The organism is Maricaulis sp. ABE4_448, from assembly GCF_056160825.1.
Genome location: NZ_JBSWXX010000001.1, coordinates 944921 through 965838, shown reverse-complemented (window position 1 = coordinate 965838; position 20918 = coordinate 944921). Strand labels below are relative to the sequence as shown.

17 protein-coding genes are annotated in these 20918 nt (G+C 63.8%); 16 read left to right on the top strand and 1 reads right to left on the bottom strand.

Annotated features, from left to right (window positions below):
• Positions 1-36: 36 nt before the first annotated feature.
• From ACXAJV_RS04590 to ACXAJV_RS04520, 15 genes are all read left to right on the top strand, one after another.
• On the top strand, positions 37-1428 hold the full coding sequence (locus ACXAJV_RS04590) for a flagellar hook-basal body complex protein (RefSeq protein ID WP_475082432.1): 1392 nt from the start codon (positions 37-39) through the stop codon (positions 1426-1428).
• A gap of 201 nt (positions 1429-1629) precedes the next feature.
• Positions 1630-1899, top strand: a complete 270-nt coding sequence (sciP, locus tag ACXAJV_RS04585) for a CtrA inhibitor SciP (RefSeq protein ID WP_271185670.1) — start codon at positions 1630-1632, stop codon at positions 1897-1899.
• Between the two features lie 214 nt (positions 1900-2113).
• Positions 2114-3730, top strand: a complete 1617-nt coding sequence (gene fliF / locus ACXAJV_RS04580; protein ID WP_475082429.1) for a flagellar basal-body MS-ring/collar protein FliF — start codon at positions 2114-2116, stop codon at positions 3728-3730.
• Between the two features lie 8 nt (positions 3731-3738).
• Positions 3739-4761 (top strand): flagellar motor switch protein FliG, encoded by a 1023-nt coding sequence (gene fliG, locus ACXAJV_RS04575; protein ID WP_475082427.1) that lies wholly within the window; start codon positions 3739-3741, stop codon positions 4759-4761.
• Positions 4762-4775: 14 nt separating this feature from the next.
• Positions 4776-5426, top strand: coding sequence for a FliH/SctL family protein (locus tag ACXAJV_RS04570; protein ID WP_475082425.1), 651 nt, complete (start codon positions 4776-4778; stop codon positions 5424-5426).
• A gap of 101 nt (positions 5427-5527) precedes the next feature.
• Positions 5528-5800, top strand: a complete 273-nt coding sequence (gene fliN / locus ACXAJV_RS04565) for a flagellar motor switch protein FliN (protein ID WP_348509235.1) — start codon at positions 5528-5530, stop codon at positions 5798-5800.
• Between the two features lie 24 nt (positions 5801-5824).
• Positions 5825-7195 (top strand): sigma-54-dependent transcriptional regulator FlbD, encoded by a 1371-nt coding sequence (flbD, locus tag ACXAJV_RS04560; RefSeq protein ID WP_475082422.1) that lies wholly within the window; start codon positions 5825-5827, stop codon positions 7193-7195.
• Between the two features lie 90 nt (positions 7196-7285).
• Entirely contained in the window at positions 7286-9340 is a 2055-nt protein-coding gene (gene flhA, locus ACXAJV_RS04555) for a flagellar biosynthesis protein FlhA (protein WP_475083288.1), read from the top strand.
• A gap of 33 nt (positions 9341-9373) precedes the next feature.
• Positions 9374-10369 carry a flagellar biosynthesis protein FlhF gene (locus tag ACXAJV_RS04550; protein ID WP_475082419.1) on the top strand — a complete coding sequence of 332 codons (996 nt, stop codon included), beginning with the start codon at positions 9374-9376 and terminating at the stop codon, positions 10367-10369.
• A complete protein-coding gene (locus tag ACXAJV_RS04545; protein ID WP_475082417.1) occupies positions 10366-11166 on the top strand; it encodes an AAA family ATPase in 801 nt (266 codons plus the stop codon). Before ACXAJV_RS04550 ends, ACXAJV_RS04545 begins: the two co-directional genes overlap by 4 nt.
• 38 nt (positions 11167-11204) lie before the next feature.
• Entirely contained in the window at positions 11205-11528 is a 324-nt protein-coding gene (locus ACXAJV_RS04540) for a hypothetical protein (protein ID WP_271185661.1), read from the top strand.
• 307 nt (positions 11529-11835) lie between these two features.
• Entirely contained in the window at positions 11836-14187 is a 2352-nt protein-coding gene (locus ACXAJV_RS04535) for an efflux RND transporter permease subunit (protein WP_475082415.1), read from the top strand.
• Complete coding sequence (locus ACXAJV_RS04530) at positions 14156-15013, top strand: outer membrane lipoprotein-sorting protein (RefSeq protein WP_475082412.1); 858 nt, start codon at positions 14156-14158, stop codon at positions 15011-15013. Before ACXAJV_RS04535 ends, ACXAJV_RS04530 begins: the two co-directional genes overlap by 32 nt.
• A gap of 109 nt (positions 15014-15122) precedes the next feature.
• Entirely contained in the window at positions 15123-16352 is a 1230-nt protein-coding gene (locus tag ACXAJV_RS04525) for a hypothetical protein (protein ID WP_475082410.1), read from the top strand.
• 36 nt (positions 16353-16388) lie between these two features.
• Positions 16389-17351, top strand: a complete 963-nt coding sequence (locus ACXAJV_RS04520) for a LysR family transcriptional regulator (RefSeq protein ID WP_475082409.1) — start codon at positions 16389-16391, stop codon at positions 17349-17351.
• A 3-nt stretch (positions 17352-17354) separates the two neighbouring features.
• Here the strand turns inward: ACXAJV_RS04520 and ACXAJV_RS04515 are convergent, their stop codons facing one another.
• Positions 17355-18359 (bottom strand): DUF6607 family protein, encoded by a 1005-nt coding sequence (locus tag ACXAJV_RS04515; protein WP_475082406.1) that lies wholly within the window; start codon positions 18357-18359, stop codon positions 17355-17357.
• Positions 18360-18487: 128 nt separating this feature from the next.
• Here ACXAJV_RS04515 and ACXAJV_RS04510 point away from each other — a divergent pair, with 128 nt between their 5' ends.
• Entirely contained in the window at positions 18488-20572 is a 2085-nt protein-coding gene (locus ACXAJV_RS04510; protein WP_475082404.1) for a TonB-dependent receptor domain-containing protein, read from the top strand.
• Positions 20573-20918: the final 346 nt, after the last annotated feature.

The window sequence follows — 20918 nt, the reverse complement described above, 5'->3', positions numbered from 1 at the left end:
TCCAAACAAGAACCAAATACGCAAGGAGCATGCATTATGAGCATCAATTCCGCGCTTTTGGCCGGCGCTTCCGGCCTCATTGCCAATTCGAGCGCGCTCGCCGCGATCTCGGACAACATCTCCAACGTCAACACGATCGGCTACAAGCGCGCCAACTCCGTGTTCACGCCTCTCTATGATGGCGGCGGCAGTTCCTCCGGTTCCCGCTATACTGCTGCAGGCGTGAATTCGGTTGCGAGACTCGCGATCTCCGAAGGCGGTTTGCTTCAGCCCGGCTCGACCAGCACGGATCTGGCGATCGCAGGCCGCGGTTTCTTTGTGGTCCGCGAAACGCCGAATGCCGACTCCAACGACACTGTCGCCTTCACCCGTTCCGGCCGCTTCCTGCCGGACGAGAACGGTTACCTGAAGAACGATGCCGGCATGTATCTGGCTGGCTGGCCCGTCGCGTCGGATGGCTCGGTGACAACCAATCCGTCGGACCTGAATAATCTGGAAACGATCAACCTGTCATCCATCGGCGGGGCGGCGGAAGCTTCCACAGCGATGTCGTTCAATGCCAATCTTTACCAGCGCCAGGCCGTTTCGGCCGACGAAGCGACGTACGATCCGACCCTCAGCGCCAACAATATGGCATCGGGCAATGTCACACCGGACTTCCAGCGCTCGATTCCCTTCTACGACAGTGTCGGCGGCGTGCGCACGCTCACCATCTCGATGCTGAAGAGCGCGACGACGAACGAGTGGCATGCCGAGGTTCACATGTCGCCGGCCACCGACGTGACAACCGGCGCCGGCCTGGTCGACGGTCAGCTGCTCACAGGTACGGTTGCCTTTGACGAGAACGGCCGCCTCGACATGGCCAACACCACGCTGCCGACCTCGCTCGACTTTCTGGCATCGAGCAATGCTGCACCACTCGGCGCCAACCAGTTCCAGTGGGCGAGTTCGACCGGTATCGACGCCCAGTCCATCACTCTGGATTTCGGTGGCGCGAACTCGGCCGGCGGCTTCACCCAGTATGACAGCCCGTCCAATTTGGGCTCAACCAATGTGAACGGCTCGGCATTCGGCAATTTCGCCAGCGTCGATGTGGATGAAGACGGCTTCGTCTTCGCCAAGTTCACAAACGGTATCGTCCGCAAGATCTACCAGATTCCGGTTGCGACCTTCACCAACCCGGACGGTCTGGAAGCACAGGCCGGCGGTACATTCACCGTGACCCCGGAATCCGGCGCCTACACGCTGACCCGTCCGGGCATGGGAACAGCCGGGAATATCGCCTCGTCGACGCTGGAAAGCTCGAATGTCGATCTGGCGTCCGAGTTCACCAGCCTGATTACGACGCAGCGCGCCTACTCCGCCTCGTCAAAGATCATCACCACGGCTGACGAGATGCTCGATGAAGCGATCCGCATGAAGCGCTAGGGTTGGCGCTGAAGCCTTAGTGATCCGAAGGGGGCGCCTTGAGCGCCCCCTTTTTTTGCCGCCTGCAGGGCATGCTGCGGGCTTCCAATTCGTCACAAATTCTATCAAGCCGCTTAAACGTAAATTTACCCAGCGGTTTAGGTGGATGTTAAAGGCCGCTGTGTAGGGTGACCCTACAAACAAGAACAACGGGGGTCGGACATGCAGCCGCGCCTTAAAAAAGAAAATTACGTCATTGGACCGGATGGTAGCCCTCTCACCTTGGCGGACCTGCCCAAGCCGAGCACCCAGCGCTGGGTTGTTCGTCGAAAGGCTGAAGTGGTCGCGGCGGTGAGAGGTGGCCTGCTTTCGCTCGAGGACGCATGTGCACGCTATTCGCTGACGGTCGAGGAATTCCTGGGCTGGCAGCGCTCCATCGACAAGCATGGGCTGGCCGGGCTGCGGACGACGCGCCTGCAACAGTATCGCTAGTTGTCCCCCCTTAACTAGCGTTTCCGAACGGCGGCCCTCCCCCCGGGTCGCCGTTCAACATGTCAATCGCACATCGTGTTTGTGTGCTCTGCCTGGTCTCGACGGGTGGAGTGCATTTCCTATTAAGCGTCATTAAACCCTCGTTTACGAGACCGGTAGGAAAATTCTGCCCAGTGCTTCGCTGATGAAGCAGGGACGTAAGGCAGGATTCTCCGTGAACGCTCTACTCGACCAGTTCAAGGCTTTTGGCGCCGGGCGACTGACCGCCATCTTCGGTCTCGCCGTGGGCGTGGCCGCGGCGCTCGTGTATTTTTCCGGTGCTGTAGGTGGTGGCAACCAGTCGCTCCTGTATTCGGGCCTCGACCCGGCCGAAGCGGCATCCACCAGCCAGCTGCTCGACCAGGCAAATATCGCCTATGAGATTCGCGAAGGTGGTACGGCGATCTATGTCGACACGGCGCAGGTTGACGAAGCCCGTGTGCGCGTCGCGTCGTCCGGCCCGCTGTCCGGCGCTTCGGTCGGCTACGAGATTTTCGATCGCCAGGACAATTTCGGCCAGACCAGCTTCGTCCAGAATCTGAATGCCAAGCGCGCCCTGGAAGGCGAGCTGGCACGCACTATCCAATCCATGGCCTTTGTCGACAGCGCGCGGGTGCACCTGAACCTGCCCGAACGCCGCCTGTTTGCCCGCGATCAGCAGGAGCCGACCGCAGCTGTTACCGTCTCGACCGGTCAGCGCCTCAATGCCGAACAGATCCGCGTGATTCGCAATATCGTCGCCTCCGGCGCTGGCCTCGAGCCGGGCCGGGTCGCCCTCGCCGATGATCGCGGCCGCCAGCTGGCGAGCATGATCGACGGTGAGAATGCCAGTGCAGTCCTGATGGATGAGCGCCGCGGCGAGGTCGAAGCCGAACTGCGCCGCAATATTCTGGATATTGTCGAGGGTGTCGTCGGTTCCGGTGCCGCGCGCGTCCAGGTAACAGCCGATCTGAACCGTCAGAGTGTCACCCAAAGCTCGGAAACCTATGACCCGGAAGGCTCTGTCCTGCTGTCGCGTGAGCGCTCCGAAGATGTTTCCAGCGATCGCGAGGGCTCCGGCAACCGCGTCTCCGCCTCCGAAAACCTGCCCGACGGCGCCAATGGCGAGGCCGACGGCGCGAGCAATATCGCCAATCGTGAGACGTCCAGCGAAACCGTCAACTACGCCCTGTCCAGCACCACGCGGACCGAAGTTGTCGAAGCCGGTGCCATCGAGCGCCTGTCTGTTGCCGTCGCCGTCGACGGATTTGTCGAAGTCCAGGAGGATGGCGCCACGGTCTGGCGTGAACGCCCGCAGGCCCAGATCGAGCAGATCGAGGCGCTCGTCCGGTCGGCCATGGGTTTCAGCGATGATCGTGGCGATGCCCTGACGGTCCGTCAGATCGAGTTCGCCCGCGCCGACCCGCTGCTGGGCACGCCCGCGAGCAGCCCGCTATCCTTGTCGAAAGCCGATATCATGCGGGTCGCTGAAATCATTGTCCTGTTCGTGACCGCCCTGCTGATCATCTTCCTGGTCGCCCGTCCCTTGGTCAAAGGCGCCAGCGGCGCGGCAATGCCGCAAGGCCTGGCCCTGGCTGCGGCCGGCGCTGATGCCGGGCCGGCCCCGATGGCACTGCCGGCCCAGGGCGACCGCCCTGCGGCTCTGCCGGGCGGCAACAGCAACGACTCGATCGACATCGAGAAAATCGACGGCCAGGTGAAAGCCTCGTCGCTGAAAAAAGTCGCCAACATCGTTGAATCCCACCCAGAGGAATCGATCGCGATCCTCCGCTCCTGGCTGCATGAAGGGTAATCCCGGCCATGTCTGAGAAGCGCGCCATAGAAGATCCCGCCAGACTCACCGGCCCGGAAAAGGCCGCCGTGATGTTGCTGGCGCTCGGCGATGAAGGCGAGTCGATGTGGCAACACCTCGACGAAGAGGAAATCCGCGAGGTTTCCCAGGCAATGTCCAATCTGGGCACCGTCACGTCGAGCGCAGTGGAAAAGCTGATCGTCGACTTCGTCGGCCAGATGTCCTCGACCGGCTCGCTGATGGGTTCGTTCGAGGCCACCCAGCGGCTGCTGACCTCCTTCCTGCCCGGCGAAAAGGTCGAGGCGATCATGGAAGAGCTGCGTGGTCCGGCCGGCCGGACCATGTGGGACAAGCTGGGCAATGTGAACGAGGTGGTTCTGGCGAACTACCTGAAGAATGAATACCCGCAGACCGTCGCCGTGGTTCTGTCCAAGGTGAAGTCCGAGCACGCATCGCGCGTTCTGGCGGCCCTGCCCGAAGATTTTGCCTTGGAAGTGGTCACGCGGATGCTGCGCATGGAACCGGTGCAACGCGAAATCCTCGACCGGATCGAGGAAACGCTGCGCACCGAATTCATGTCCAATCTGGCGCGCACGTCCAAGCATGACAGCCATGAGATGATGGCGTCGATCTTCAACAATTTCGACCGGCAGACGGAGAACCGTTTCCTTGCGGCGCTGGAAGAGCGCAATCGCGAGAGCGCCGAGAAGATCCGCTCTTTGATGTTTGTCTTCGAAGACCTGTCCAAGCTGGACCCGGGCGGCATCCAGACGCTGATGCGCGGCATCGACAAGGACCAGATGGGCCTGGCGCTCAAGGGCGCCTCCGACAGCCTGCGCGACCTGTTCTTCTCCAACATGTCCGAACGCGCCGCGAAAATCATGCGCGAAGATATGGGAGCACTGGGTCCGGTGCGTCTGAAAGACGTCGACCAGGCACAGCAGGCCATCGTCTCGGTGGCCAAGGACTTGGCGGCCAAGGGCGAGATCATGCTCGCCGATGGCGGCGCCGACGATGAACTGATCTACTAGGGAGCGGACGAACGATGAATCCTGTCAAATTCGACTTCGATACCGAGTTCGACCGCAATGGTGAAATCCTGCGCGAAGGCGAAAGCTATAAGCGCTTCTTCACACAGGACGATGTCGAAGCCGCACGCATGTGGGGTGTCGAGGAAGGGCGTGAGATGGAGGAGGGCCGCTGCGCCGACGCGCTGCAGGCCATCGCCTCCCAGATGCAGCTGATCCTGGCTCGCCTGGCCAATGAATCGGAGGCCCTGCGCCACGAAGCCGCCGGCCTAGCTGTCGCTGCCGCCCGCAAGATCGCTGGTGAAGCCCTCTCGGCCTACCCGCTGGAGACCATCGACAGCTTGGCGCGCGAAACGGTGCAGGACCTGCGGTCCGAGCCGCGCCTGTCCGTGCGCTGCGCCGCAGAACTCGTCGAAGACCTGTCGGACCGCCTCGAAGCGACCGCCCGAGATGCGGGCTTTGAAGGCGCGATCTCGGTGCGCGGCGACGCCGGCATGCGCGGCGCCGATGTCCGCATGGAATGGGGCGCCGGCGCAGTGCAGCGCAGCGCCGAGGAAATCGAAGCGCGGCTCAATGATGTCGTGGCCCGCTGGCTCGCGGCCGGTCCCAGTGAAGATGACAGCACCGACGGCGTTACCGGCCAATCGGCCGGCGCGTCTGCTGCTTGAAGGAGGCCAGAATGGCTGACGAAAATAATTTTGACCTGCCCGATCTGGGCAATGACGCGCAGCAGGTACCGGCGACGGCACCCGCGCCGAAGGCCGAGCAGATGCTGGAAGACGATGCGAAGAACGCCGCCGATCTGGCGCCGGTTTTCGATGTCCCGGTCAACATCTCGGCTGTGCTGGGCAAGGCTCATATCGACGTGAACTCGCTTCTCAAGCTCACCTCCGGATCGGTGGTCGAGCTGGACCGCAAGATCGGTGAAGCGATCGACATTTACGTCAACAACCGGCTGGTGGCCCGCGGCGAAGTCGTCGTGGTTGATGACCGGCTGGGCGTAACCATGACGGAAATCATCAAGGACGGGGACGCGGCCTAGGCCGCCGGAGGACGGAGTAACACCATGCGCATTCTGATAGTTGGCAGCCTCGGCGGACAATTGCACACCGCCACCAAGATTGCCCTGGACCGGGGCGCCAAGGTCTCGCAGGTCGATACGATCGAACAGGCCACCGCGCACTTGCGTGCCGGCCGCGGCGCCGACCTGCTCATGGTCGACCTGTCGCTGGACGTTGAGGCCCTGATCGCCGCCAACGAGGCCGAGCGCATCTCCGTGCCGGTCGTTGCCTGTGGCGTGAATGTCCGTCCGGAAGCTGCCGCGGCCGCGATCCGCGCCGGCGCCAAGGAATTCATTCCAATGCCGCCGGACGCCGACCTGATCGCCGCTGTCCTGCAAGCCATCGCCGATGACGAACGTCCGATGATCGCCCGCGACCCGTCCATGCAGGCCGTCATCCAGCTCGCCGACCGTATCGCCGCCTCCGACGCCTCCGTCCTCATCACGGGTGAAAGCGGCTCCGGTAAGGAAGTGATGGCGCGCTACGTCCACTCCAAGTCCAAGCGCGCTTCGGCCCCCTTCGTCTCCGTCAACTGCGCCGCGATCCCGGAAAACCTCCTGGAATCGGAACTCTTCGGTCACGAGAAAGGCGCCTTCACCGGCGCAATTGCCCGCCGCGTGGGCAAGTTCGAGGAAGCCGATGGCGGCACATTGCTGCTGGACGAAATCTCGGAAATGGACATCCGCCTGCAAGCCAAGCTGCTGCGCGCCATCCAGGAACGCGAGATCGACCGGGTCGGCGGCACCAGGCCGGTCAAGGTGAACATCCGCATCCTGGCGACGTCGAACCGCGACCTGCGCAAGGCCGTGGCCGAAGGCATCTTCCGCGAAGACCTGCTGTTCCGCCTGAACGTCGTCAACCTGGCGCTGCCGCCGCTGCGCGAGCGCCCGGCCGACATCCTGGCCCTAGCCGAACACTTCACGAAGAAGTATGCCACCGCCAATGCGATCGAGGAGCGGCCTATCTCCGAGGCTGCCAAGACACAGCTCCTGGCCCGCGAATGGACCGGCAACGTCCGCGAACTGGAAAACGCCATGCACCGCGCGGTGCTGCTGGCATCCGGCCGCGAGATCACGCCGGACGCGATCCGCATGCCGGATGGTTCCGCTTTCACCGGTTCGGGTAACAGCGTCGCCCGCCAGGCCGCCGATGCCGCGCAATCTGTGCAGACCGACATGATCGGCCGCACCGTGGCCGAGGTGGAACAGGACCTGATCCTGAACACGCTCGACCATTGCCTGGGCAATCGGACCCATGCCGCCAACATTCTCGGCATCTCGATCCGCACCCTGCGCAACAAGCTGAAACTCTACTCGGACCAGGGCGTGGACATTCCCGCACCCAACCAGCCTGTAACCGGCGCCTCCGTAGCCTGATTGGACTAGATCGTGGTCGACACCGCAGCATCCGAAACCGCCGCATCCAATGCGGGCGGATTTGATACCCGCGCCTTCCTGAACCGCGTCATGCGCGGCGACGTGGCGCTGGCCGTGGGCATTCTCGCCATCCTGGTGATGCTGCTCCTGCCCATGCCCCGCATGCTGCTGGACTTCTCGCTGGCCATCTCCATCTCGGTGTCGGTTCTGGTGTTGATGACCGCGCTCTTCATCAAGAAACCGCTGGAATTCTCGGCCTTTCCGGCGGTGCTGCTGATTACCACCCTTCTGCGTCTGGGCCTGAATATCGCCTCGACGCGCCTCATCCTGTCGCGCGGCCATGAAGGCACCAACGCGGCCGGCGAGGTCATCGAGGCCTTCGGCGCCTTCGTCATGCAGGGCAATGTCGTGATCGGCGTGATCGTGTTCTCGATCCTGGTGATCGTGAACTTCGTCGTTATTACAAAAGGTTCCGGCCGGATCGCGGAAGTCGCAGCCCGCTTCACCCTCGATGCCATGCCCGGCAAGCAGATGGCCATCGATGCCGATCTGTCGGCCGGTCTGATCAATGAAGACGAAGCGCGCAAGCGGCGCTCCGAGCTGGAAGGCGAAAGCAATTTCTTCGGCGCCATGGACGGTGCTTCCAAGTTCGTGCGCGGTGACGCCATGGCCGGCCTGATGATCACGGCGATCAACCTGATCGGGGGTATCATCATCGGTGTCGTGCAGTCGGGCATGTCCTTCCCGGACGCCGCCAGCGCCTACTCCACCCTGACGATCGGCGACGGCCTGGTCTCCCAGATCCCCGCCCTGATCATTTCCGTGGCTGCGGGCCTGCTCGTCTCCAAGGCCGGTGTCGACGGCGAAGCTGACAAGGCCGTGTTCGGTCAGCTGACAGCCAACCCGCAAGGCCTGGGCCTGGTTTCCGGCGTTGCCCTGATGGTCGGCATCCTGCCCGGGATGCCCTTCCTGCCCTTCGCCCTGATGGCGGCCGGCGCTGGTTCTCTGGCCTGGATGAATCGCGATGTCGCCGAACGCAAGGCGCGCGAAGAGGAAGAGGCAAAAGCCGACAAGATCGCCGAAGAGACCGCCAGCAAGTCCAGCGGCGACGCGCCGATCGAGGAAAGCCTGGCCATCGACGAGCTCAAGATCGAACTGGGCTATGGCCTGCTACCGCTGATCAATGATGTCGACGGCCGCAAGCTGACCGACCAGATCAAGGCGCTGCGCCGCTCGCTGGCCGAGGAAATGGGCTTTGTCACGCCGGCTGTCCGCATCGTCGACAACATGGCGCTGGGCAATAACGAGTACACGATCCGCATCAAGGAACTGGAAGCCGGCCGCGGCGAGCTGCGCCTGCACAAGCTCCTGGTCATGGATCCGGCCGGCCTGCCGATCGACATGCCCGGCGACCATGTGAAGGAGCCGACTTTCGGCCTGCCCGCAACCTGGATCGACGAAGGCACGCGCGAGGAGGCGACCTTCCGCGGTTATACGATCGTCGAACCGGCCGCCGTCCTGGTGACGCATCTGACCGAGCAGCTGCGCGAGAATATGGCGGACCTGCTGTCCTATGCCGAAGTCGAGAAGCTGATCGACAAGCTGTCGAAGGAACACAAGAAGCTGGTCGACGATATTGCGCCGGCACAGATCAGCCGCGCCGGCATCCAGCGCGTCCTGCAGTCGCTGATCCGCGAGCGTGTCTCCATTCGCGACCTGTCTACGATCATGGAAGGCATCGCCGAAGCGAGCGCCACGACCCAGCATCTCGATGCGATCGTCGAACACGTCCGCACGCGTCTGGCACGGCAGATCTGCCACGCCAACAAGTCCTTCGACGGCAACCTGCCGGTTCTGGCTCTCGGGCCGCAATGGGAACAGGCCTTCATCGAGTCGCTGATCGGCGAGGGGGACCGCAAGCAGCTCGCGCTCGCGCCCTCAAAACTGCACGATTTCGTCGCCGCGATCAGAAACTCTTTTGAAACCGCATCAGCACAGGGTCAGGTTCCTGTACTGCTGACGAGCCCGATGATTCGTCCGTATGTGCGCTCTCTGGTGGAACGTTTCCGCCCGCAGACGGTGGTGATTTCGCAGAACGAGATCCACCCCAGCGCACGTCTGAAGACTCTGGGCCATGTCGGCTGACCGGCCGGAACCCCCTTGTGAATTGAACCAATCATGCGCCTGAAAACCTTCTCTGCCCCGTCCCTGACCCAGGCCATGGCCGATGTGCGCCGTGAAATGGGCCCGGATGCGGTAATCATCGCGACGTCCGACGCGCCTGGCGGCGGTGTGCAGGTGCGTGCCGCCGCCGAGACGGCCTATGTGCGCGAACCGGCCGAACCGGTGCGTGAACGCTCCGAGCGACTGCATGCCGAGGCCGAGATCGAACGCGGGATGCGTGAAGACAGCGATCTGGACCGCGTTATCCGGGCGCTCGGGTTTCACCGCACGCCCGGTAGCGCTGCTCAGGCCCTGATCCGCGCGGCCCACGATCTGTCAGACGGCCAGGCCGTGGCCCGTCTCGCCCACGCGATCGAGAGCCGCTACACCTTCCAGCCGCTGCCGGCCGTACCCGAGCACGCCCTCTTGTTCGCGGGCACGCCGGGTGTCGGCAAGACTTCCGCGCTCGCGAAAATAGCGGCACGTGCGATCACCGCCGGCGCCAAACCCACCCTGATCTCATGCGACGGTGAGCGCGCCGGCGCCGACGAGCGGCTTCGGGCTCTGGCCAAGCGCATGGGCGCCGAATTCCGCACGGCCGACGACCCGCGTGAGATGATCGATGCGGTCGCTGAAATTGACGGCCCTATTCTGATTGACAGCCCGGCAGTGAACCCGTTCGAGCTGGACGATCTGGACATGACACTCGCTTTCGCCGACTCTGCGAGGGCTGAAATCATCTATGTTTTCGACGCCGGGCTGACCCCGGAAGACGCCGAGGATGCCGCATCGCTGTTCGCCTCGATCGGCGCCAGCCGTTGCATCCCCGTCAAGCTTGATACCAGCCGACGCCTTGGTGCAATCCTGGGCGTGGGTGAAACCGGGCTGGCCTTTGCCCAGATTTCCTCCACCCCCTTCATCGGGGGCGGGCTGGCCCCGGCCACACCGCTGCGGCTGGCCCGGGTTCTCATCGAAGACCGTGACACCCCGTTCGAAGAGGCGGACCAATGAAGCTCGCATCCGCGCCGCAAGACCGCTCCGCAGGCCGCATTCTGGCCATCGCCTCCGGCAAGGGCGGGGTCGGCAAGACCGCGTCCGCGATCGGCATGGCCCATGCTTTCTCTCAGATGGGCGAAAGGGTCTTGCTCGTCGACGGCGATCTGGGCATGGCAAATATCGACGTCCAGCTGGGCCTCCAGCCCGCCGCGGACATCACCAGCGTGCTCAACGGCAAGGTTTCCCTGACCGACGCGGTGGGTCCGGCCTTCGGCGGTTCCCAGAAGCGCGGCGGTTTCGATGTCATCTCTGGCCGCTCCGGCTCCGGCGCCCTGGCCAATCTCGCCGGCCCGGGCCTGACCAAGCTGGCCTCGGGCGTCGCAGCGCTCGCCCTCTCCTATGATCGCGCCATCCTGGATCTGGCCGCCGGCGCCGACCGCGCGACGGTACGACTGGCGCTGACGGCAGACGATGTGGTGATCGTCATCAATGACGAGCCCACCTCGCTCACCGATGCCTACGCCTTTGTGAAAACGCTGCGCCTGCATGACGACGGCGCCGCGCCGCTGGTCGTCGTCAACAACGCGCCCGACCTGATCAGCGCGCGCGAGGCCTTCGGTGCCTTCAAGAAGACCTGCGAGGCTTTCCTGAGCTTTACTCCGACACTGGCCGGCATCGTGCGGCGGGACGTCAACGTGCCCGCAGCAATCCGTAACCAGACCTGCGTATCCGTTCGCGCTCCGGCCTGCGATGCTGCCAAGGATCTGCAGGCGCTTGCAGGATCACTCGCGCGCGGCAAAGAAGCGGCCTAAACTGCCTCCCGGACGTAAGCGTAGGGGAGCGCTCGGGGATGTACGAGACGTTTGGAGACCGGCTGGCCTCCGGCTTTACCGGTTTTGACTGGTGGCTGCTGATTGTCCTGTCGCTGGTGGCGGCGCTGATCATGCGCAAATGGCCGCAATGGCCGGCGGCAGCAGCCATTGCCTTCTTCGCGGACGCGGCAGCGCCCTTTTTCTACCGCTGGGCAACCGGCGTTCCGCCTGACTTCGCTTTTGATTTCGCGATTTCCCGGCTCGACGAGCGCGGCGGTATCGTCGTCCTGCTCCGCCTTGCCCTGTACATGATCGCCATCGGCGGCATTTTCTGGGTGAAGCGTAAGTACGGCCGCAAGTAAGCCGCCCCGCACATTCGCGCACCATTATTCAAATACCCGATAAGCGATATTCGCCTCATCGATTGGCGGAATGCCGTCGCCTGTCCCACCTGTCCAGCAGCCAGCCGCCTGGCCGCCAAGACGAGGGAAATGGGATGAGTTCTGCGAAACCGGCCTGACGGCCCCGGCCCCTGCGGGCCACCCCCTTCAAATCGAAACACAGGACAACGGACGCCCGGGCGTCCCGCCGGATCGTCTTGCGCGACCCCGGCATGAGACCGCATGCGCGAAAGGACCCGAAATGGGCGCTATCAGAAACCGAACGGACATGTTTGCGACGGCCCTCGCCGAAGCCATGCTCCGCTGGCGCTGGATTGTCATCCTCGCCACAATCCTGGCCACGGTCGGCTTTGCCATGGGCATGCCGCGCCTGGCCTTCGACACCAATTACCGGGCCTTCTTCTCGGACGAGAATCCGGAGCTGGCGGCCTTCGAGACCTTCCAGGCCACCTATACCAAGAACGACAATTTCCTGATCGTGGTCCGGCCGTCCGACGGCAATGTCTTCAGCCAGACAACCCTCGCCGCAGTCGAAGAGATCACCCAAGCAGGCTGGCAGGTTCCCTACGCGATCCGCGTCGATTCCATCACCAACTTCCAACACACCTGGGCCGACGGCGACAATCTGATTGTCGAGGACCTGGTTCGCGATGCCCGTACGCTCAGCGACGCAGAACTGTCCGAGCGCAGCGCGGTCGCACTCAATGAGCCGCTTCTGCGCAACCAGCTGATCACCGAGGACGCCAGCGTCACCGCAATCAACATCGTGCTCCAATACCCCGAAGAGAGTGCGATGGAAGTCCCCGAGGCCGTCGCCGTCGTTCGCGCACTACGCGACCGGATCGAGGCGGATTATCCGGACATCGATATCGCCCTGTCAGGCGTCTCCATGATGAACAACGCTTTCATGGAGTCCGGGATGGGCGACATGGCGAAGCTGATCCCGCTGATGTACCTCGTCCTGCTCGCCATCATGATGGTCGCAATCCGCTCGGTCAGCGGCACCATCGCGACACTATTCCTGATCCTGTTCTCATCGATCGTATCGATGGGATCGGGCGGCTTCCTCGCGATCGGCCTGACACCGGTCTCGGCATCCGCGCCAACCATCGTCCTGACGCTCGCGATCGCGGACTCGATCCACATTCTCATGTCGATGCGCCAGCGCATGCGCGACGGTCTGCCCAAGCGTGACGCCATCGTGGACGCCGTGCGGATCAACTTCCTCGCCGTCACGATCACCTCGCTGACGACCATCATCGGCTTCATGGCGCTGAATCTGTCCGATTCACCGCCCTTCGGACATCTCGGCACGATGACGGCGATCGGTATCGCCGCCGCCTGGCTGCTCTCGATCACCTTCCTGCCGGCCGTTGTCAGCGTGCTGCCGATGAAGGCCGCACCGCGCAAGTCCGACGGCAAGGACGCGACCGCGCGCATGGGGCTGCTGGCCGGCTTCGTGACCCGGCACAGCCGGGGCGTGCTGATCGCTTCGGCGGCCGCCAGCGCGGCTCTGATCGCCCTGATCCCGACGATCGAGTTCAACGATCAGTGGGTGAACTACTTCTCGCCCTCGCTTGAGGTCCGTCAGGACAACGACACGGCGCTGGAGTATTTCGGCCTCTATCCGATCGAGTTCTCGGTCCCGGCCGACGGCGCCGGCGGTGTATCGGATCCCGTTTATCTGGAGAGACTCGACGCTTTCGCCAGCTGGGCGCGGCAGCAGGACGGCGTGACCCACGTCTACTCCATCACCGACATCATGCGGCGCCTGAACCGCAACATGCACGAGGACGATCCGGCCTATTTCCGCATTCCGGAAGACCGCAGTCTCGCAGCGCAATACCTGCTGCTCTACGAACTCTCCCTGCCCTACGGCCTGGATCTCAACGACCGCATCAATATCGACAAGTCGGCCACCCGCATGACGGTGACGCTGGACAATGTCACGACGCGGGAGACCAAGGATTTCCTCGACGCGGCCGAAGCCTGGCTTGCCGAGAACACGCCGGACTATATGCACACGTCCGCGACCGGCGCGCAGGTGATGTTCGCCTATGTCGCCGAGCGCAACGTCAACTCGATGATCTCAGGCAATATCATCGCCATACTGGCCATCGGCCTGGTCATGGTGATGGCGCTGCGCTCCTTCCGCCTCGGCCTGCTGAGCCTCATCCCCAACACACTGCCCATTCTCACGACATTCGGGACCTGGGCGCTGCTGGTGGGCACGGTGGGCTTCTCCGTCGCCGCGGTCGGTGCCGTCTCGCTCGGCATCGTCGTCGACGACACCGTCCACTTCCTCACCAAATACCGGCGGGCGCGCATGGAGCGCGGGGCCTCGACCGCCGAGGCCATTCGCTATGCCTTCGAGACCGTCGGCATGGCGGTGGTGATCAACACCATCATCCTGGCAGCCGGCTTCGCCGTGCTCGCCATGTCCACCTTCAAACTCAATGCCGACATGGGCCTTTTGACCGCCCTGGCGATCGTCTTCGCCCTGTTGCTCGATTTCCTGCTCCTGCCGGCCCTGCTGGTCGAGCTGTCAAAGCTGACCGCCCCCAAGACCCAATCCGGAGAAAAGTCCAATGAAGACCGTGACTACCAACCTGTGGCGTAACGCCCTTCTGGCGACGGCGGCCTTCGCCGCCATCGCCACCCCTTCCGCGATCGCGCAAGATATCGACCTGCCCGACTGGGTCGACAGCGACAGCGAGCGCCAGGGCTATGAGATCGCCATGCGCTCGGACAATTCCGACAATGGTTTCGGCGACAGCCGCGTGGAGGCCCGCATGGTGCTGCGCAACGCCGCCGGCCAGGAAACCAGCCGCGAGCTGAGCTTCCAGACGCTGGAGCGCGCGGACAATACAGTCGGCGACAAGTCGGTCGTTGTGTTCCACACGCCGGCGGACGTGGAAGGAACCGCGCTTCTCTCGCATGCTCGTATTCTCGAGCCGGACGATCAATGGCTCTACCTGCCGGCCCTGGCACGCGTGCGCCGCATCTCTTCGGCCAACAAGTCCGGCCCGTTTGTCGGCTCCGAGTTCGCATTCGAGGATTTCACGGCGGTCGAGCTGAACAAATACGAGCACAACTACGTCTCGTCCGGTGATGTCGAGATCGGCGGCGAAACGATGGCGGTCGATATCGTCGAGCGCTTCCCACGCTATGAGAATTCCGGCTATTCGCGCCAGGTCTCCTATATCGACCAGGACATCTACCAGATCCGGCGGATCGAGTTTTTCGACCGCCGCGGCGATCTCCTCAAGACGCTCGACCTGACTGACTACCGCGAATACGGCGACGGTATCTGGCGGGCACACGCCCTGACGATGACCAATCACCAGACCGGCAAGTCCACCGAGCTTGTCTACAGCGACTACGAATTCGGCGTCGGCCTTTCCGACAATGACTTCGTGCGCGGCGTTCTGGAACGCCAGTACTGACCCCGTCTGCGCGGGCTCCTGCCGCCCCGCCTGAGCCCGTGCCCTGCCGCAGCTGCGCCCCTTCCCTGCCGGCGCAGCTGCGGCGCTTTCCAGTTGACGAGACTTTCTGATGCTTTCTTCCCTGCGAACCTTGCGCTCGCTTGCTCTTCCTGCGCTGATCCTTGCAGCCGTAGTGGTCCTGGCCCAGTCGACAGCCCACGCCCAGGGATGGGATGCGGGCGGTTCGGCCGGTGTCGAGACCCGCATCTTCCTGGACGACCCGGCCTGGCCCGGACAGGCGGACGATGTGCAGTCATCAATCATCCTGGAAGGTGATTTCCGCTGGCGCAGCGAGGATCGCCGGCATCAGCTGGTCGTGGTGCCCTGGGCCCGGATCGACAGCACAGACGAGGAACGCACCCATGCCGATCTGCGGGAGGGATTTTACCGCTACATAGGTGACACATTCACGCTCGAAACCGGCCTCATAAAGGTGTTCTGGGGTGTCACTGAGTCACGTCATCTGGTGGACATCATCAACCAGACCGACCTCGTCGAGGATTCCGACGGCGAGGACAAGCTGGGCCAGCCGGCCCTTCGCCTGACGAGCCAGCGTGACTGGGGGCGGCTGGAATTCTTCCTCCTGCCCGGCTTCCGCGAACGGACTTTTCCCGGCCGCGACGGACGGCTGCGCGGTCCGCTGCCGGTGACGCAAGCCCCGCTCTATGAACATGCCGACGAGGAACGCCATGTCGATCTGGCGGCGCGGTGGAGCCATTTCCTGGGAGACTGGGATGTCGGTCTGGCGGCCTTTCACGGCACCGACCGCGAGCCCGTCTTCGTGGGGTCGGACAGCGGCGACAGCCTGCATCCGCTCTACCGCATCATCACCCAGGTGTCGGCCGATGTGCAGCTGACCCGGGGCCCCTGGCTGTGGAAGGGCGAAGCGATTGTCCGCGAGGGGCAGGGCGATACGTTCGGCGCCTTTTCCGGCGGGCTGGAGTACACATTCTACGGCATCACGGCGTCCGGCGCCGATTTCGGTGTGCTGGCCGAGTATCATCTCGATGGCCGCGACAGCGATCCGGCCATCGCGCCGCCGACCGCTTTCGACAATGATATCTTCCTGGGCGGACGGCTGGCGCTGAACGATATCAACGACACCGCCATCCTCGGCGGGGCGGTGATCGATACGGAAAATGGCTCCACCGCGGCCCTGATCGAAGCGGAGCGCCGTTTCGGCTCCTATATATTCCTGGAACTCGAAGGGCGGTTTACGCTCAATGTGGACGAACGGGACGCCCTTTTTCCGGCCGACCGCGACGATGCGCTCACCCTTCGCCTGACCCGGCATTTCTGAGGCCGGGCGAAGCGAGACGCGCAAAGGATGGCCATCATGTCGCTCAAGCATGTCGATCTGAATCTGCTGATCACCTTCGAAGCGCTCTGGCACGAACGCAATGTGACGCGCGCCGCCCGGCGGCTGAACGTGTCACAGCCGACCGTGTCCAATGCGCTGGCGCGCCTGCGGTCCTCATTCGGCGACCAGCTCTTCATGCGCTCGCCGCGGGGTATCGAACCCACGGAACGCTGTGTCGAGATCATCAAGGATGTCCGCGAGGCGCTGCGCCATATCGAACAGGCACTGGACAGCGGCCCGGCCTTCGATCCGCGCCTGTGCCGGCGGGAGTTCCGGATCGGCAGTGCGGACTATTTCGACCTGTTCATCCTGCCCGGCCTTATCGCCCACATGGCGGTAGAAGCGCCGCAGATCGACCTGCGCCTGCGCTCACCCGATCTCGATGAGGGGCTGGACATGCTCGATGCCGGCGAGCTCGACTTCCTGCTGCACAAGGAAGCGCCGGCGGCCAAACGCTTCGGCGTCGAGACGGTGATGCAGGACCAGCATGCTTTCACGGTGCGCTCAAACCACCCCCGGGTCCGCGCCATGCCGGACATCGGACTTTTTGCGGATCTCGTGCACGTGAATTTCTCGCAGCGCGGCGACTCGGAGTCGCATGTAGACGAAACCCTGGCCCGGCTGGGCTATCGCCGCCGCGTCGCCGTGACTACACAGCATATGGGCACGCTCGCGCACCTGGTGCGGACGACCGATCTGGTCGCCACCGTGCCCGGCCGGCTCGCCAGCAAGATGGTGCAGGACGGCGGTGTCACCGCCTACCCCCTGCCCTTCGAGATCGACTGCGTGCCGATCGCGCTCTACTGGAACCGCCGCTTCGAACTGGACGGCGCGACACGCTGGATGCGTGACGCGCTCGCCCGGCTCTGTCAGTCGGCACCGCCGGCCGCCCTGCCTTTCGAGCAGGGACGCCCGCGCGAGGTCGCCGCCGCCCGGTAGGACTTACTCGATAACCGTGATCTGGCTGTCCAGATAGGTCTGGGCGTCGGCATAGGCCTCGTCGGCCGTCGCCATGCCGAACAGGACACGCTGGCCGGCCTCGAGCACCGGGCCGTAGAGCAATGTGCCTTCCGCATCGTCCTCGATGTGGAAGCGCTGTGCAGAGTTTTCCAGCTCGTCGAAATAGGCGCGGACCAGGGCCCAGTACTCCTGGGTCGCATCCCAGTAGTCATGCGCCGCCTGGTGCCCGCCGAGCTCGGCATTGCGATAGGTGTTCACGCCGATCTCGCGGACGAGTTCGCGCGTCGTGCCGTCGGTCTCGACGACCAGCTTGGAATTGTCCTGCTCGTGGGTCCAGCCCCAGGGCGTGATGGTGTGGCGGTTGACCGCGGCGATCACGTCGTAATCGTCCCGGGTCGTGTCGTCGCGGCGCGGCAGCGGACGCCAGGAAACCGGCGGCTCCCAGGTCGACACGCCGGTCTCGTCATGCGTCCAGGGTGCCACCGCCGCATAGCGCGGGCTGTCATCGACCTGGTAGACAGTCTGCGACCAAGCACCGGTGCGTTCGGCAGCCGGCACGTCGTCCACCGTCCAGTCGTCATGGCCCTGGAAGGCCAGCACGGTTTCCGGCTCGTAGCGCCAGTCCTGGCGCCAGTGCTTGATGATGAAGTATTCGCCGTCCGATCCCGCGATCAGCAGGTGCTGCAGCATGATGAAGTCGCCGGTATCCTCGACGACCAGCACGACTTCACGGGCCGGCGTGTGTTTCGGTTCGGCGAGCTCATAGCCGTCCGCGATCGGAACGGTCTCGCGGAAATCGAACGTCACTTCATACTGACCGCGCATGGCGAGGATGGCCTCGCGGTCCTGTTCGTAAAGCGCTTGCGAGCGCACGGCGGCCGGCATTTCAGCAGTGGCAGCGGCAGCCGCGCCCGTATCTGCGGTGGTCGTACAACCGCCCGCGGCAAGAGCGACGGCGGTGGCGGCGGCGAGATAGGCGATCTTCATGAAACCCTCATCCATGGATTGGCCCGGGGGACCTGTCTGCATTCCTGGAAAGAATTCTCACTTGCATTTGCAAAAAGCAAGGGGCAGAACCTCGCGGTTGATAATCATTCGCACTCAGAGGCTTCCAAATGAGAACCGTGTTGCTTGCCGGCGTTGCCGCCCTTGCCCTGTCCACGCCCGGGCTGGCGCAGGATGTCGCAGACACTGACGACACTGCCGACGTCATCGTTGTCGAGGCCACCTATACCGAGCTGGACGCTTTTGTTTATCCGGGCATGACGGCGACGATCGATGCGGAAGCCCTGGACCTGCGACGCCCGGCCGATCTTGACGATCTGCTGCGCTCCATGCCGGGCCTCGAGGTTGCCGGCGGTCCGCGCCGCACCGGCCAGACGATTGCGCTGCGCGGTCAGGGGCGGGAAAACACCACCCTGCTGCTCGACGGCGCCCGCCAGAATTATTCTTCCGGCCATGACGGCGTGTTCTTTATAGACCCGGCCCTGCTGGTCGGTGTCGAAGCCGTGCGCGGCCCGGCCTCGGCGATCTACGGATCCGGTGCGTCCGGCGGTGTCGTCTCCTTCCGCACGGCCAGCGCCCACGATCTGCTGGACGACGGTGAAAGCTGGGGCTACTCCCTCGGCGCCGGCTACCGGTCGGTGGACGAGGAAACCCGCGGTTCTGCCAGCGTGTACGGCCGGGCCGGCACGGCTGACTTCCTGGCCTCCATCTCCGCCCGTTCCTCCGGCGACATCAGCCTGGGGTCCGGCAATGACCTTCCGGCCGATGACGAATCCTTCTCCAGCCTGATCAAGATCGGCAATGATTTCGGCGACGGCCTGCGCGCCGAGCTGAGCTGGCAAAGCTTTTCCGGCGATGTGACCGAACCCAATAACGGCCAGGGCAATGCCGGCGTGGATCCGCTGAACGCTCTCGCCGACAAGGACATCACGGCCGACAATCTGACCCTCACTGCCGCGATCGCACCGAGCTCGATCGACTGGCTGGACCTGGAACTGACGGTCTACCGCAACGAGACCGGCGTCGATGAGCGCGAGACGGTGTCCGGCCGGCAGTTGCGCCGCGATCTGGAAACCGTCGGTCTCCGGGGCGACCAGCGTTTCGAATTCAATCTGGGCGCCTACGAGGCCGGACTGACGGTGGGCGGCGAATACTACGAGGACAGCCAGGACGGCTTCGACAGCAATGACCCGACCGGAACCCGTGGCGGTGCGCCGGATGCCGACAGCCAATTCACGGCCGGCTGGGTTCAGCTGGAACTCGACGGCCCGGCGCCCTTCGGCCTGCCCGGCCGCATGATCGTCCTGCCGGGCGTGCGCTATGACGAGTTCGAGACCTCGACACCGTCCAGCACCGCCGTGTCGAACGACGCCGTTTCACAGCGTCTGGGCCTGACCTATGCGCCGGTCGACACATTCAACGTCTTTGTGAGCTGGGGCGAGGCTTTCCGCGCACCGTCGATCAACGAGCTCTATCTGGACGGAACGCACTTCTCCTTCCCGCACCCGATCCTCGGCGCCCCGATCTTCGTGTCGAACGATTTTATCGCCAATCCGGACCTGCTGCCGGAAGAGACCGAAACCCTGGAGATCGGCTTCGGTGTTGATCTGGCCGACCGTGTCGGCGTCGATCGGCTGGACCTGCGCGCCTCCTGGTATGAAACCGACGCGGAAAACCTCATCGACCTGTCGGTCGACTTCGCCTTCGACGGCAGCTGCTTTGCGCCGCCTTTCCTGCCCTGTACGGCCGGCACGACGCAGAGCAGCAATGTGGGTTCGGCCGAACTGTCGGGCTATGAAATCCAGGCGAGCTTCGCCGAAGGCCCCTTCTCGCTCGATGCGTCTCTGACGGGGATTGATGGCAAGGATGCCCAGTCGGGCGACCCGATCGGTTCGCTGGCCCCGACGCGCCTGTTCGTCGATGGCCGCTGGAGCTTTGACCAGTACCGCCTGATCCTGGGCGGCCGCATCGAAGCCGCCGGCGAGTATGACGAGCCGCTGGATACGGCCGAGCACCGTGCCGGCTATGTGGTGACGGATGTCTATGCCCGCTGGCGGCCGTTTGCCGAGCACGGGCTGAGCCTGAATGCCGGCGTCGAGAACCTGCTGGATCACGACTATGACCGCGTCTTCGCCGGCGTCAGCGAGCCGGGCCGTTCGGTCCGCTTCGATATCGGCTGGACACAGAACTTCTAGAACATTTCCAGCGAAAGTGGGGACCGGTTTCGCGGTCCGGAAATGCGACCACTGGAGACCAGGCATTTCCAGCGAAAGTGGGGACCGGTTTCGCGGTCCGGAAATCGCCCCCTAGAGACCGGGCATTTCCAGCGAAAGTGGGGACCGGTTTCGCGGTTCGGAAATGTGACCCCTGGAGACCGAGCATTTCCAGCGAAAGTGGGGACCGGTTTCGCGGTCCGGAAATGTGACCACAAGCACTCAAGAGGGCGGGAGGCCTCCCCGCTCGCCCTCTCAATGTCTCCCGGCCGTTCAGGCCAGGGGAACCTCGTAGGTGGGAAACTACGAACTCATTGGTCCCGGTCTT

Coding starts and splice junctions, on each gene's coding strand:
- ACXAJV_RS04590 (WP_475082432.1), top strand. CDS start 37: ATGAGCATCAATTCCGCGCTTTTGGCCGGCGCTTCCGGCCTCATTGCC.
- sciP (WP_271185670.1), top strand. CDS start 1,630: ATGCAGCCGCGCCTTAAAAAAGAAAATTACGTCATTGGACCGGATGGT.
- fliG (WP_475082427.1), top strand. CDS start 3,739: ATGTCTGAGAAGCGCGCCATAGAAGATCCCGCCAGACTCACCGGCCCG.
- ACXAJV_RS04570 (WP_475082425.1), top strand. CDS start 4,776: ATGAATCCTGTCAAATTCGACTTCGATACCGAGTTCGACCGCAATGGT.
- fliN (WP_348509235.1), top strand. CDS start 5,528: ATGCTGGAAGACGATGCGAAGAACGCCGCCGATCTGGCGCCGGTTTTC.
- flbD (WP_475082422.1), top strand. CDS start 5,825: ATGCGCATTCTGATAGTTGGCAGCCTCGGCGGACAATTGCACACCGCC.
- flhA (WP_475083288.1), top strand. CDS start 7,286: ATGCGCGGCGACGTGGCGCTGGCCGTGGGCATTCTCGCCATCCTGGTG.
- ACXAJV_RS04550 (WP_475082419.1), top strand. CDS start 9,374: ATGCGCCTGAAAACCTTCTCTGCCCCGTCCCTGACCCAGGCCATGGCC.
- ACXAJV_RS04545 (WP_475082417.1), top strand. CDS start 10,366: ATGAAGCTCGCATCCGCGCCGCAAGACCGCTCCGCAGGCCGCATTCTG.
- ACXAJV_RS04540 (WP_271185661.1), top strand. CDS start 11,205: ATGTACGAGACGTTTGGAGACCGGCTGGCCTCCGGCTTTACCGGTTTT.
- ACXAJV_RS04535 (WP_475082415.1), top strand. CDS start 11,836: ATGTTTGCGACGGCCCTCGCCGAAGCCATGCTCCGCTGGCGCTGGATT.
- ACXAJV_RS04530 (WP_475082412.1), top strand. CDS start 14,156: ATGAAGACCGTGACTACCAACCTGTGGCGTAACGCCCTTCTGGCGACG.
- ACXAJV_RS04525 (WP_475082410.1), top strand. CDS start 15,123: ATGCTTTCTTCCCTGCGAACCTTGCGCTCGCTTGCTCTTCCTGCGCTG.
- ACXAJV_RS04520 (WP_475082409.1), top strand. CDS start 16,389: ATGTCGCTCAAGCATGTCGATCTGAATCTGCTGATCACCTTCGAAGCG.
- ACXAJV_RS04515 (WP_475082406.1), bottom strand. CDS start 18,359: ATGAAGATCGCCTATCTCGCCGCCGCCACCGCCGTCGCTCTTGCCGCG.
- ACXAJV_RS04510 (WP_475082404.1), top strand. CDS start 18,488: ATGAGAACCGTGTTGCTTGCCGGCGTTGCCGCCCTTGCCCTGTCCACG.